This window comes from Pyxidicoccus sp. M6 (assembly GCF_055568925.1).
This window is the reverse complement of the sequence record NZ_CM145714.1, coordinates 11,175,947-11,189,422: the sequence shown is the minus strand read 5'-3', so window position 1 is coordinate 11,189,422 and position 13,476 is coordinate 11,175,947. Positions and strand designations below refer to the sequence as shown.

The 13,476-nt window shown below is 69.9% G+C and carries 10 protein-coding genes; 1 reads left to right on the top strand and 9 read right to left on the bottom strand.

Annotation, left to right across the window (positions count from 1 at the left end; genetic code table 11):
* Positions 1 to 9: 9 nt before the first annotated feature.
* The 9 genes from ACVTJA_RS43850 to ACVTJA_RS43810 all read right to left on the bottom strand — a co-directional run bounded on the left by ACVTJA_RS43850 (position 10) and on the right by ACVTJA_RS43810 (position 12,389).
* Positions 10 to 579: a PhzF family phenazine biosynthesis protein gene (locus tag ACVTJA_RS43850; protein ID WP_465829680.1), complete on the bottom strand. Its 570-nt coding sequence runs from the start codon at positions 577 to 579 to the stop codon at positions 10 to 12.
* A 272-nt stretch (positions 580 to 851) separates the two neighbouring features.
* Positions 852 to 1,745, bottom strand: a complete 894-nt coding sequence (locus tag ACVTJA_RS43845; RefSeq protein WP_465829678.1) for a hypothetical protein — start codon at positions 1,743 to 1,745, stop codon at positions 852 to 854.
* Positions 1,742 to 2,704 carry a toll/interleukin-1 receptor domain-containing protein gene (locus ACVTJA_RS43840; RefSeq protein ID WP_465829677.1) on the bottom strand — a complete coding sequence of 321 codons (963 nt, stop codon included), beginning with the start codon at positions 2,702 to 2,704 and terminating at the stop codon, positions 1,742 to 1,744. The genes ACVTJA_RS43845 and ACVTJA_RS43840 overlap by 4 nt, the downstream gene beginning before the upstream one ends.
* A gap of 575 nt (positions 2,705 to 3,279) precedes the next feature.
* The gene (locus ACVTJA_RS43835; RefSeq protein WP_465829675.1) at positions 3,280 to 7,062 is read right to left on the bottom strand and encodes an FG-GAP-like repeat-containing protein; all 3,783 of its coding nucleotides are present in this window, start codon (positions 7,060 to 7,062) and stop codon (positions 3,280 to 3,282) included.
* A 50-nt stretch (positions 7,063 to 7,112) separates the two neighbouring features.
* Positions 7,113 to 8,648 (bottom strand): caspase family protein, encoded by a 1,536-nt coding sequence (locus tag ACVTJA_RS43830; protein WP_465829674.1) that lies wholly within the window; start codon positions 8,646 to 8,648, stop codon positions 7,113 to 7,115.
* On the bottom strand, positions 8,645 to 9,412 hold the full coding sequence (locus tag ACVTJA_RS43825; protein WP_465829673.1) for a hypothetical protein: 768 nt from the start codon (positions 9,410 to 9,412) through the stop codon (positions 8,645 to 8,647). The genes ACVTJA_RS43830 and ACVTJA_RS43825 overlap by 4 nt, the downstream gene beginning before the upstream one ends.
* Positions 9,409 to 10,011 (bottom strand): RNA polymerase sigma factor, encoded by a 603-nt coding sequence (locus tag ACVTJA_RS43820; protein WP_465829671.1) that lies wholly within the window; start codon positions 10,009 to 10,011, stop codon positions 9,409 to 9,411. The genes ACVTJA_RS43825 and ACVTJA_RS43820 overlap by 4 nt, the downstream gene beginning before the upstream one ends.
* An 89-nt stretch (positions 10,012 to 10,100) precedes the next feature.
* Positions 10,101 to 10,529, bottom strand: coding sequence for a 2TM domain-containing protein (locus tag ACVTJA_RS43815; RefSeq protein WP_465829669.1), 429 nt, complete (start codon positions 10,527 to 10,529; stop codon positions 10,101 to 10,103).
* A 240-nt stretch (positions 10,530 to 10,769) separates the two neighbouring features.
* The gene (locus ACVTJA_RS43810; RefSeq protein ID WP_465829668.1) at positions 10,770 to 12,389 is read right to left on the bottom strand and encodes a carboxypeptidase regulatory-like domain-containing protein; all 1,620 of its coding nucleotides are present in this window, start codon (positions 12,387 to 12,389) and stop codon (positions 10,770 to 10,772) included.
* A 434-nt stretch (positions 12,390 to 12,823) separates the two neighbouring features.
* Between ACVTJA_RS43810 and ACVTJA_RS43805 the strand changes: the two genes are divergently transcribed.
* Positions 12,824 to 13,237: a hypothetical protein gene (locus tag ACVTJA_RS43805; protein WP_465829667.1), complete on the top strand. Its 414-nt coding sequence runs from the start codon at positions 12,824 to 12,826 to the stop codon at positions 13,235 to 13,237.
* The last annotated feature ends 239 nt before the right edge of the window (positions 13,238 to 13,476 follow it).

Sequence of the window (13,476 nt, the reverse complement as noted above, 5' to 3'; positions counted from 1 at the left end):
CGGCGTCAATCAGGTGTTGAGGCACCTGGGGTTGCCCACCGTCCCTGTCCCCTGGCTCCGGCACGTCAGCCGAGGCGACAACTTCCCTGATACAGGGGGCAACTCGCCGCTGTTCGACTGGAACCGGATCGCTTCGACGGACGGGTCGAGATGCCGTGCGATGACATGCGCGGCGGCCAGCGTGGCGTGCCCGCACAAGTCCATCTCGATCTCGGGAGTGAACCAGCGGATCTCGTAATCCTGCCCCCGTGGGACGAAGAAGGCGGTTTCGGCCACCGCGTTCTCCATCGCAATCTGCTGCATCACGGTGTCAGGCAGCCATTGCGCCAACGGGCAGACCGAAGCCGGGTTGCCGCCAAACACCCTGTCGGTGAAGGCATCGATCTGGAATATCGGCAGTCTCATAGGGTGTCCGGGTAGCGTCGTTCGGGGGAATTCCAGCATGAATGCCGGCCAAGGTGTGGGCTTGGGCTGCGCGCCCGGCAGGTGCGCACCTCGAAGGCCCGCCGCCTGCGGCTGATGCGCGAGGCAGGGCTGCTGGCACCGGGCGTGGATGACGTGCTTCGTGGTCTGGTACAACCCAGAGCACCGACGACACTCCGCCATCCGCTTCGTCACGCCCGACGACAGGCACTTCGGCCGTGAGACCGCACTGCTCGCCCGGCGCCATCAGGTGTACCAGCGCGCCCGAGCCCGTCGCCCCGAGCGCTGGGGCCGCGATACGCGCGACTGGCCGCCAGCGGGCCAGTCCGCCTCAACCCTTCCACGCCCCCCACCTCAGCTGTGCAGGAGCGGACGCGCATCGGCTGAATCCTCTCACGCGACAGCTACCTGGACGCTCACCGTTTTGCTTACCCGCGGATGAACTTGAACCCATCGGCCACCACTTCACCGTCGCGGTTCGTCACCTGGAAGAACATGCCAAGCATTGCGCAGAGCCGGACAAACCGCTCGACGCCGGACTTATTCAAAAAGCTCGCGAGGAGCCTCCCGACAGACTCCGCCTGAGAAACCAGGACATAGCTGTCATCGCGCTCAGGCAGCCTTCCGAACTTCTGCTCAACATACCTGACGACCTCTGGCAACTCTTCGTCGGTGAAGAAGCCTTCCATTACGGCAGCCCCCCAAATCCAGAGTGGATTTCGAGCGAGCAACTCTGGCTTCAACTCCGCCTGCTCCGCAGCAAGCTCGTCTATTACCTGCAGCGCTTCGAGTGCCTTCCTCCGCAACACGCTCCTCAAATTCGTAATCGGGAAATTGGCACCGTTCACGCTGACAATCTCGTCAGCCTCCTGTGCCCCACTCCCCAGCTCGGCCCAGTCAGCGAGGCGCATACGGAAGCCTGGCGTACAGACGATGAAGGACAGTTCATCGAACAGTTGCCATGCTATCGATGCACCCAGGAGTGGCACGAGTCCATGTTTGTGGACCGAGAGCAGGATGCTGCTGAAGAGCCTGTCGTAATCCTGGGACATGCTATCCAGGTAGGTATTTCCACATAAGCGCCACAGCTTCTCGTTGACCCGCGAGACGCTGTAGAGCGGCTTGGGGGTCAGCGAGGGCGGCACTTCCTTGATGAAGAACCCGAGCTGGGTCTTGTAGGTCTTGAGAACCACCCTCCTGCCATCGGGTGCCGTTGCATCGAAAACCACCTTTTCGGCCCCGACACCTGCTATGCCTGTCACCGCGATCCCCGAGAAGGTCTCGAACCGCAGGGTCCCCAGCCAGGCTTCATCGATGTTCATGGGGTTTCCATTCCCACAGGCGCGGCATCGAGCAACCAATCATAGGTGTGCAGGTGGACCGCCATCAGCGTGTCATTCAATTCGCCGAGCGCGCTGGACTGACTCGCCGAGAGGTTCGCCCGGCGGCCTCCGACAATCACGGCCATGAAGTTTGGCCGGACATCCCGGAGGTGCGCTCGTGCCGCCGCAAGGTTCTTCTGCATCCACTCCCGGAGGGATTCCACCCGCTCCAGCCGGGCCGCCACATGAGGAGCGGGGCTCGACTCACCAGGGCGCACCAGATCAAGTGAGGTTCTTTCGAGAAACACGAGCGACCAGACCATCCTCCTCGTGCTCTGCATGGGCTGGCCGACGCAGAAATCCGGGGAGAGCTGGCCCAGCTCAAGCCGCTTGAGCACTTCGGCCCCCCTGGCACCCTTCAACGCATTCTCAAGGATGACGGGCGCGCCGCTCAGCAACATCCGGATCGGGCCGGGTTCGTCCGTCGATTCGACAACCTGCAGGAGCCGGGTTCGAAGCGTGGGCGCCTTAGCGGAAGGGCTTCCGCTTGAGGGATGGAGCACGATCTCGCAAATCCTCGCTGCTATCGCTTCAATGCCTTCGCTGGTCTTCAAGGCCAGCCGGTCCGCCAGCATGGGAGAGGCGCTCGCCACGGCATGCTCATCCACGTTGTGCCAGACGGGCAGAATGCGGGTGCTGCCCGGCTGCTCCAGCGCGAACAACCCCCCGAGCTCATTCCGCGTCCATTTCTTGGCGAAAAAGCTCGGGCTGAGGATGACGGCACCAAACCGGCTTCCCGCCAGTCCCGCGTCGATTTTCTCCCTCAGGCTGTCTCCCGGCCGGAGCTCATAGGCGTCGAGCCAAACCCTCAAGCCTCGGCGGTGCAGGGCATCCGCCAGCGGCAGGGCGACGCCCTGCTTGTCCTCTGTGGCATGGCAGATGAACACGTCGTGATTCATGGCTGGATGAACTATAGGCGGAATGGGGACCCTGTTTGAGGAGCGGACTGGTGCAAAGGGGTTGAAAAGGGCCACTGGAGGGTGACGCGCGGACTGTGCGCTGGGCCGGAGCAGAGGCCGTGCCGCCCCTTGCGTGCCTCCGGGGTAGGGACGGTCAGTGGGTGAAGGCGCGGGTGGCTCGGAGAGGTCAGCCAGGGTCGCGTTACCGACGGCGAGTTCCGCGCCCGCGCGCTTCAGCGGACCTGCCGCGAGCGCGACGTGGGCCGGGAGCAGCTCCACGCCGCGAGCCCGGGCGCCCAGGTCCACCAGGTGCCCGTCCTTGCCAAGCCCGGCCTCGTGGAAGAGCCACAGCGCGGTGTGCACGGGCTTCTCGCCGTACATGAACTCGTTGAAGGTCTGCCCGCTGGCCTGGAGGAGGCGCGTCAGCCCAAGCCTACAGGCGGATGAGAATGCGCCGGGGGAGGGACACGGCGAAGTCGTCCGGAGGCTCTTCGCGAGATGCCTTCACCAGCGGGCTGGAGGGCTCCCGGGCCATGCGCTTGGAGCCCTCCAGGCCAGCACCTGCGCGCCGCCGCTCACCGCAGGCGCAGCAGGGTGGAGCCGGCTTGGTAGTTGGTCCCGAGCACCTCGGGGATGCCGTCGTGTTCGACGTCCAGCACGACCACCTCGGATGCAATGTTTCCCGGGGCGGGCAGGGTCCCGAAGCACGCCGGAGGATTGTCGCTCATGGCCCTGAGGTTCAGGATGCAGACGCCCGCGCTTTCCGGGACGGCGGCGATGAGCTCCCGCCCTCCATCACCGTCCAGGTCTGCGGCGGCGAGCCCATGCACGTTCATGTCGATGGTGGAGTAGCTGCTCGAGAACGTGAACCCGCCCAGGTTGAACAGCGGGAGCACGCCGCCCCTGGCGCCCTGACAGCCGACGATGATGTCCTTGTTCCCATCCTGGTCGAGGTCATCGATGAGCGGGTGGCGCGATGGTGGTGAGCAGGTCTCGGGGATGAATGGGGAGTAATCCCTGACCTTGGCCATCGTGCCGTCCGCTCGTCCCTCGAAGATGGCCAGGACGACGTTCGGGAAGGCGCTGGGGAGTACCACCAGGTCCGCCCTGCCATCCGCGGTCAGGTCCCCCAGGGCCAGCCCGATCACGCTGGAGTACGTGGTAATCACCGCGCCGGGCGCGAAGGTGCCATCTCCCTTGCCTCGCGACAGCCTCACGGCGTGAGCGCTGCTCTGGCGCTCGTCGTCCCAGACCAGGTCCAGCTTTCCATCCCCGTTCACGTCTCCGACGACGACGTCCGCGGGGCTGCCTCCCGTAGGAATCTCCTCGGCGCTGGCGGACGTGCCCTCGCCCGTGCCACGCAGCAGGAAGAGCTTCCGGACCCCGGTGCCACCGGGGAGCTGGGTAAAGGTCACCGCGAGCAGGTCCACCTTGGAGTCCGCGTCGAAGTGGCCAGGCAGCAGCCGCCAGGTGCCTTCGGGGGCGGGGGAGGGGGCTCGCGCCACGAGGCCCTCTTGCGCCCGGGTGAGGTGCACCTGGAGGTTGTCGCCCACCAGCGAGGCCACGTCGTTCCAGCCGTCCCCGTCGAAGTCCGCGGAGACGGCGGAGGAGCCAATCTCCGGTCGCGAGGAAGGCTCCGAATCACGCAGCACGCGCACGTCGCTCAATCGGGAGAGCACGGCCAGGTCGGGCCTGCCGCTGCCGTCGAAGTCCGCCATCGCGATGCGTATCGGGTACCGCTGCGCCGCGAGCTCGCGGAACTCGAAGGTGCCGTCGCCCTTCCCGTGCAGCAGGGTGACGCCAGGCGAGAACCCGTCCACGTACGCCACGTCCAGGTGCCCATCCGCGTCCACATCGCCCGTGGCGAGCGAGGCCAGCCAGGCCAGGGCGCCTACGTCGGCGTGCTCCAACAGCGTGACGGGCGCGAGGAAGCGGCCATCGCCGGCTCCCGGCAGGAGCTGGAGCACGGTCTTCCGCGTGTCGGAACCCATCACGACCGCGACGATGTCCAGGTGGCCATCGCCATTGAAGTCCCCGGACATGGCCGAGGCCACGGGGCCCGCCAGCGTCCCGAGGTACTCATGGGTGAAGGCGAGCAGGCCCCGGCCGTGCAAGGCGTGGACGGTGTCGCCCACCACCGTCATATCCTCGAGACCGTCCTCGTCGAAGTCTCCCGCGACGACGATGCCCCGGGGGACGAGGGGCTCCGTGAAGGCCACGGCCAGATTGCCTCCGCCGGTGTGGCGCAGCACGTAGAGGCCCTGGGTGTCGGACACGATGACCTCCGGCGCTCCATCCCCGTCCAGGTCCCGCGCCACCGCGGCGGTGGCCCTGGCGGAGTCACCCGTCCCTCCCAGCGAGGTGGTGACGGCGGCCTCCCAGGACCTGGAGCCAGCCATGCCGAACGCCACCCTCACGGACGTGCCGAGCGAGGCGTCGGCGTCGACGGCAATCAGGTCCAGCCGTCCGTCGCCATTCAGGTCCGCGGCCGTCAGGGCGTCACCCGGCAGCGGATTCACGTTGGGCTCCGAGTAATCGAGGTGCCCGTTCCCCTGTCCGCCCATGGTGCTGAGGCCGAGGCTGCCCTCGTGGAGGACCGCGAGGTCCGGCTTGCCGTCCCGGTCGAAGTCGCCGAGCGCCAGGTCCTTCGCGCCAGGGGCGGGATATTGCGGCACCCGGTGCACGGGGCTGGAGTCCAGGTCCAGCTCGCAGCGCCGGCTCGAGGCGTCCAGCGTCACGGGCAGAATCTGGCTCACGGGGGATGCGCCGGGCACGGTGGCGGTGATGCGCAACCGGGCAGTCGCGGCACCGGGCACGTCGCGCGAGCGGTTCCAGAGGAACTCATGCGCGACGCCTCCGGCGGTGGTCTCCAGCGCCACCAGCCCCGACGCCGTCCCGCTGCCTGCCTGCGTGGCGCGGGTGAACGTCCCGTCTCCGTCGGCGTCCACCTCCACGAGCACGTCGGTCCGCGCTCCATCCGTCTGTCGCAGGGAATAGTGCACGGAGCGGCAGCCCCAATCCCAATCGGGCTTGGGGACCGTCACCTCGGTCAGCTCCGCGGGGGCGGGCCGCGCCTGTGCGCGCAAGGCCGCCGAGGCGGAGCTCGCTCCCACCGCGTTGTGCGCGATGACGGTGACGCGCTGTTCCTTCGTGCTGGGCACGTTCTCCAGGAGGGCCTCGCGCACGCCGGGGCCCACCTCCACACTCGCGCCCGAAGGCGAGGCCTTCACCGTGTAGCCGGAGAGGGGCGCGCGTCCGTCGGAGAGGGGCGGCGCCCAGGCCACCGCGAGCGAGCGCACGCCGGGCGTCACCTCCACGAGGGACGGTGCACCAGGGAGCCCGGGAGTGAGCGCGGGCTCGGAGTCCGTCACCGGCCCGGGGCCCACCTCGTTTCGCGCGGCCACGGTGAAGCGGTACGCGGTGTCGTTCTCCAGCCCGGTGAAGACGGCCGAAGTGGTGGCGCCGTCCACCTGCTGGCTGGCATTGCCGGGCAGGGCCGTCACGACGTAGCCGGAGACGGGCAGCCCGCCGGTATCCTCGGGGGCCTTCCAGGCGACGGACATCGTGCGCACGCCCGGCACGGTGGACACGGACGCGGGCGCGGCGGGGGCGCGGGCTGGCACCACGGACGCGGAGGGCTCGGACTCGGGGCCGGGGCCCGCTTCATTGACGGCTCGCACGGTGACGGTGGTGGCCTCGCCGTTGGTGAGTCCCTCCACCACGGCGGTCCGCTTCGAGCCGTCCATCTCGACGCTCACGCCGCGCGGGTGCGCCGTCACCACGTAGCCGAGGATGTCCAGGCCTCCGTCGGAGGACGGGCGCTCCCAGGTGACGCGCACCTGTCCGTCACCCCGCTCCACGGCGAGGCTCAGGGGCGCTCGAGGCACATCCGGCAGCCGCACGTCCGCCACGCTCGTGGCCGGCCCGAGCCCCACCGTGTTCCGCGCGGCCACGGTGAACTGGTACGTCGCGCCGGAGCGCAGCCCCGTCACCCGCGCGGTGCGCCCGTCCACCGTCACCGCCATCCCCTCTTCGGGCGGGTTGACCGCCACGTCGTAGCCGGTGATGGGACTGCCCCCGTCCTTCTCCGGCTCGAACCAGCCGAGCTCCACCGCGCGGAGCTTCGGAGTAGCCGCGAGCTGGCGCGGCGCGGAGGGCGCGGTCCGCTCGGGGGGCCGCAGTCGCTCGCACTGGTTGGCGTCCGCGACACAGAGCTGGGCGTCGGCGCAGCACGTCCAGCCCTCGTCGCAGGGACAGGGCCGCTCACCCTCGTTCACGGGGTCGACGCAGCCGGTGGTCAGCAAGGCGCCGAGCAGCAGCAGGAGCAGGGCGCGGGAAGGGTGCTTCGTGTGTGTCATTGATTTCAGCCTCCGCCGCTTCAACGCCGCGGCGGGGCGCGCTGGACGAATCAAAATCCGCCCGCGAAGCCGAAGGTGGCTCCCGAAGGGCTCACGTCGGCCAGGGGCACCGCCTCCGCTTCCGGCCAGAAGAGCAGCAGCGTTCCGCCGAGCACCGCTGCTCCGCCCAGTCCGTAGAGCAGCCCGCTCCGGGTGTTGAAGCTCCGGATGCGCGCGTTGCGCGCGGCGGCCTCCGCCTGGGGCATGTCCGCGGTGGTGCCGCGCCGGAGGTCGCGGGCCTTCAGCGTGCTCCACAGGCCCACGCCGGTGGCGGCCGTGCCGAGCGCCAGTCCTCCCCAGCCCAGCCGCTGGCGTGTGAGCCACGGCCCCTGCGCGTCCGCTGCCAGCGGGGCGGAGGGGAACTGGTAGCCGGTGACGGACGCCTGGCTGAAGGGCAGGGTGAAGATGTGCTCGAAGGCCGCGTGCGCGGCGCCTCGCGAAGCCACGCGTACGGGCTCGGCGGAGAGAGACTCCAGGCTCACCACGTCCGGGGCGGCGGGCACGGGGAACTCCGCCGCGTCGCCCACGCGCCACAGGTACACCGGTCCGCGCGGCGGCGGGCGCAAGAGCCGCAGCGACTGGCCGGGCGCGTTGTGGAACTCGGCCAGGCGCACGCCGTTGGCGTCCTCCAACATGTAGTGCGCGCCTTTCGAGCCTTCGATTTCGAGGCGGCGCTGCAGGCCGGGCCGCAGGTCCACGAGCTGCTCGGAGCCCCGGGGCGGGCGCGCGTGAATCTGGGGACGGAAGCGGTCATTGGGGATGGCCGCGTTGGCGCGCTCCACGAAGGCGGCGATTTCGCGGTAGCTCACCTGTCCGTCGCCATCCACGTCCGCCGCGCCGAAGAGGCCGGAGCGGACCTCGTGGTTGAAGACGCCGGCCTGGAAGGCCTCCCACTCGTGGCTCTCGCGCGCGGAGGAGGTGGACAGCAGCAGGCCCACGTTGTCCGCCTGGGCCAGCCCCACCGCGCGGGTGAAGCCCTCGGGAAGGGGACGGCGCTGTCCGCCGGGGCCGCGGCTGTAGGCGAGGAAGTACGAGTAGCACGCGTCGACGATGAGGTGGACGCGGTCGGCGCCGAGCGCGCGCACCACCTGGTCGGAGAGCACGGGCGCGGTGAGGGGGCCATCCTCGAGGCTCACGTAGCCCTCGCCGTTGCGCACGTTGCCGTGGCCCGCGTAGACGACGTAGGCCACCGTCTCCACGCCCCGGCTGTGCGCGAGGGCGATGTCCTCGGAGAGGCGCTTCACGGCGGTGGTCAGCTCGGCGCGCCTGGGGTCCAGGGCCTCGGCGGCGGCCTGCGGGTGCAGGCGGCGGGTGTTGTCGTCCAGTCGCGCCAGCAGGTACGTGCGCGCGCCGAGCAGGCGGAACAAATCCAGGTAGCGCGCGGCGTCGTCGTCCGCGTAGCGCAGCACGGGCTGGTCCGGCTCGCTGCCGCGGTTGACGCCGATGATGAGCGCGAAGGACGCGGTGCGCGCCGCTTCCGGCGCGGGAGCCGGGGTGCTCGCGAGGCCCGAGGCCAGCAGCGCGAGCAGCGGGAGGGTGGAGCTCATGGGAGGACCTGGAGCCTCAGCGTGGTGACGTCCGCGCCGGAGGGGAGCACGGACTGGAGGGAGTCGTCCTTCTCCAGCAGGGCCTCCATGTCCCGCACCGTGAGGGGCGTGTCGAGGAACACCGCGTGAAGGGAGAGCGGACCGGGCGCCAGCGGGTGGGAGATGGCCTCGGGCAGCTCGCGGGGCGCGTCACCGGGAGGAATGGAGAGCGCGGTGGGGTTGCTGGCCGCGTCCGTCCAACTGGGGTGGTACCAGTGGACACGGCCGGTGGCGTCGCGGGCGAAGACCATGAGGAAGCGGTGGGCGTCCGGGTTGCGGAAGGCGAAGGCCAGCTCCTGGTCCGGCCGCAGCGTGGGGCCGAGCAGGGCGGTGTGTCCGCCGGGCTCCACCGCGTAGACGCGCAGTGGTGCTTCGGCGGCGGTGGTGCTCGCGCTCCGGGGCGTGAAGCCCTCGTCGCCGGTGGCGGCGCTGCGCCAGGGGATGCGGACCATGAGGAGCGCGAGGCACGCCACCGCCACGGAGATGAGCGCGAGGCGCCAGGGGGTGGCCGGTGCGCGGGCGTCGATGCCGAGGCCTCGGGCGAGCCGGGTGCGGGCATCCGGTGCGCGCGGGTCGAGGCGAGAGAGGAGGAGGTGGCGCTCGTAGCGCTCGCGGCAGGTGGCGCAGCCGGGGAGGTGGGCGCGCAGGCGCTGTTCTTCGCGCCGGTGGATGCGGCCGGCGAAGTGGCGGTCGACGAGGGGGACTTCGGCGCAGGCGGGAGTCATCGGCCCTCCGGGGAGAGGAGGAACTTCTTGAGGAGCTGCCGCACGCGCAGCTCCCGGTAGGCGAGGGTGGTGCGGCTCACTCCGAGGGCGGCGGCGGCCTCGCGCTGGCTGAGCTGGCGGAGGAAGCGGGCCTCGAAGACGGAGGCCCACTGGGGAGGGAGGTGCTCGCGGCGGAAGCGCCCCAGCAAATCACTGGCGTCGAGCGAGGGTTCCGGGGGCGCGGGCGGCTCATCCCAATGGGGCTCCTCGGCGAGCCGGCCGAGGGCACTCTGCTCGCGCTGCTGCTTGCGCACGGTGTCCACGGCGAGGTTGCGCGCGAGGGTGTGCAGCCACGCGGTGAGCGAGCCTCCGTGGAAGGCGCGGCGCACGCTCTCGTCGGAGAGGAGGCGCAGGAAGACGTCGTGGACGAGGGTCTCCGCATCCACGGGGGACAGGACGCGGGTGGCGGCGCGGTACACGGTGTCGAAGTGCTCGCGGTAACAGGCATTGAGGACGTGGGCATCACCCGCATGGAAGCGGGCGAGCCACGAGCCCTCCCCGGAAGGGACATCGTCGCCGCTCATGCCTACCTGTGCCCACTGGATGCCGGGTCCACGCATGAATCATCCACCGCCTCTGCCCCCAACGCGCGGGGCGGCGGAAGTGGACGAATCTTTTTTCGTGTCATTCCAACGGCTGTTCGCGCGAGCTACTCCTCGTCCGTCACCTTCAGCGCGCGTTTGGCCATACCCAGCGTCACGCCCATGGTGTGGAACGCCAGGCCGATGCCCCAACCCAGCGCGGGCCAGTGCACCCACCACTCGGCCCCCGCGAAGAGGTTGATGAGGGTGAGCCCGCCCATGACGATGGTGTAGCTGCAGCCGTGCGCCACCAGCCCCAGCAATTCCTTGCGCAGCTTCTGGCGGTCCTCGTCCTTCTGGCCACGGGCCGCCAGCGCGACCTCCACCGATGCCTCGCTCAGGCCCATCTCGCGCGCCATGGCGAGCAGCTCCTCGCGCGTCAGGGTCCGCTCGCGGGATTGGCTCCCGAGGGCATGCGCGCTCGCCTCGCGGATGATGTCCGCGGCCTCCGCCTCGGTGAAGTGCGTGGGAGGCGCCTTGGGTCGTGTATCGGCCATGGCCCGGGGACGTTAGTGCGTCACCCGAGCCGCGTCGATATGAGGCCGCCGCGTCCTCCGGCCGCCACGGTACGCGGATGCCCTCGACCCCGCGACGCGTGACCTCGTCGAGCGCCGGGCCGGAGCAGAGGCCGTGCCGCCCCTTGGGGCACCCCCGGCCCAAGCGGCCTGGCCAGGAGGCAGGCCGCGGGGGCGCGAGCCGCGCGGAAGGAGCACCGTCCTCCGCGCGGCTCGCCCGCGCTACGGGCCCACGGCCAGCGGCGCCTGCAAGTCATTCACGAGCGCCTGTCCCCACGTCGTCTGCAGACCGGCGGAGGGGAAGGGGAGGCGTGACAGCGCCAGGTGCACCTGTGTCCCCACGGCGAGGTTGGGGCCGGAGTACGTGAAGACGTAGCGCGTGGTGTAGCCCGAGCTCACGAGCGGGAAGAGCGCTCCTGCCTCGCTCACGGGCTCGTTGCGGAACACGCCGAAGCCGGAGCCAGCGTAGCCGCGCTCGCCGGTGAAATCCCCGATGACGCCGTTGGCGTTGAGGTCCGCTTCGACGAAGGCCTGCGGGGACGCCGAGCCGAACATGCCCACCGGCTGGTCGAACGTGAGCGTCACCGACTCACCGGCGTTCAGCAGGTTGTTGGCGTTGGAGTCGGTGAACTTCGCCACCAGCGCGCCGAGCGGCCTCGCGGACACCGCGTCGCCTCCGAAGAAGTAGCCCGTGCTGCTCCAGGAGGTGCCGTTGTCGAGCGACACCGCGCGGACCTGCACGTTGTACTCGCGGCCCGCGACGATGGAGGCCGTGGGGGTGATGGAGAGCACCTGGCCGCCCAGGCCCAGGCTGGTGGTGACGGCGAGGCTCTGCTTGCCCGTCTCGTCCGTCAGCCGCACCAGCAGCGATGAGGGCTGCACGGCCTGGTTGAACACGAGCTGAAGGGGCTCACCCGGACGGAGCATGTTCTCCGAGGGCGCCTGCGAGCCACCCGCCAGCGCGGACACGTTGCTGGAGACGATGGCGAGCACGCCCGTGGACCGGGGGGCGGGCAGCATGAGGAGGCGCGGCGAGGAGTCCTGCAGCAGCTCGCGGGCGGTGTACACCGTGGTCAGCCCGCCGGACTCCGCGCTGCCGTCGGCGTTGCCGTCCACCGCGGGCACGGTGATGACATAGCTCAGCCCGGAGCCGCTCAGGCCGCCCAGCCGGGACAGCTCCTCGGGAGAGGGGATTCCGGTGAAGGTCACCAGCCCGTCCGCACCGGCCGTGGCCTCGGCGATGACGGAGCCGCCCAGCTCCCCATGCGCTCCGCCGCGCGAGAGGTTCGTCCACGCGGGCGTGGCCTCGATGAAGGCTCGGGCGCCGCTCGCGGGACGGCCCTCGGAGGTGAAGATGGCCGCGCGCACGCTGCCGTCCAGCCTCGCGAGCATCAGCGGCCCCACCAGCGCATTGCCGTTGCCGAGCGGGTAGGCGCCCGCCTCCGCGTTGATGGTGACGGGCACCCGCGTCGCGGCGTAGCCCGCCTTCTGGAGCGACACGAGCAGCTCCGCCCCGGCAGGCAGGCCCGAGAAGGAGAACGTCCCGTCCGCGGCGGTGGTGGTGGAGAGGTGGACCGGCCCGGCGGACAGCGTCACGTCCACTCCGGAGAGCGGCGCGAAGCGGGTGTCGAGCACCTGTCCGGACACGGTGCCGGTGGGGGTGGACGGCTCCTGGCCTCCAGTCGTGGGAGTGCCCGCGTCCGTCTCGACGAGGCCGGGCAGGCCGTCCACGAACGAGGGGCGCTGGGAATCGGCACCCACGGCGGGCTCCTCCCCGGAGGAGCCGCCGCAGTTCAAGAGCATGAGGGACACGACGGCCAGTGCGGCAGCGCGAAGGCGCATGAAGATGACCTCTTGGATGGGGTTGAGCGCGCGAGGGGGACATGCGTTCCGGCCCCGAAACGCCCCGCGCGTGAAAGGGTGAATAGCATCCAGGTCTGTCATTGCCGCCTCCGCGAAGCCCAGACGGAGAGGAAGACGGCGCTCCGAGGTGCGCGACGAGCAGGACCTGACCGAAGGACATGTCCGCGCATTTTCGTTCGGCGGAGGCGGGGGCCGCCCTTCGCTCCCACCGGGGCGGTGCTTCAGCCCCGGACGCGCGCCGCGGCCCGCGGAGCGGCCACGTGCGGCGCTCGCTCGGCTTCACCACTGGCAGGCCGAAACGCCGCTGCTGCGATGCCTCGCCGCGTCATGCAACGGAGTTGTATATGTTCACGGATTGGGTGTATTTATTCACGCGCAGTGTGTGTCATGAGTCCACACCTCTGGAGGACCGTATGCCCCGAAGCGCCCCGTCCCGTCTGAACCCGCTGTCCATCCTCTCGCTCCTCGCCCTCGTCGCGGCCTGTGGCCCCGCGGAGGAGCCGCTCACCTCGGACTCCCCCGAAACGGAGTCCGCACGGGTCGTCATGCCGTCGGAGGTCTCCGGAGCCTACGAGTCAGTCGCCGCGGAGGACGAAGCAGGTGTGCTGGACGAGGCCATGAAAGGCGAGGGCTCCGTGCAGACCCTCGGCAGCCACTACTGCTGCCAGATTACGTGGATCGGGGACCCGCAGCCGTTCCAGTGCATCGGCTACAAGACGGTGAAGGCGTGGGCGGTGTCGAAGTGCGCCGCCACGTCCGCGAGCATCCCCGGGACGTACCCGACGCTCGCCTCCGGGCAGTGCAGCAGTTACGTCTTCTGCAATTAGCGCGTCGCATGGGGTGGCTGTCGAGGATGGCGGTGGCGATTTGAAGTGGGCGTCTGCTCATCCGTGTCAGTCCTTGTCAGAAGCCGAGGTCAGCCCGCAGCCACTGCGACAACGTCGGCTGGGAGACTCCCACCTGGCCTGCCAGTGCCACGGCGCTCACCGCGCCTCGAATGCATCCGTTCCACCCGCTCCAGCAGCAACGCCGCGGTCCCCGCGGATGATTGCTCAACAGTGGCGCG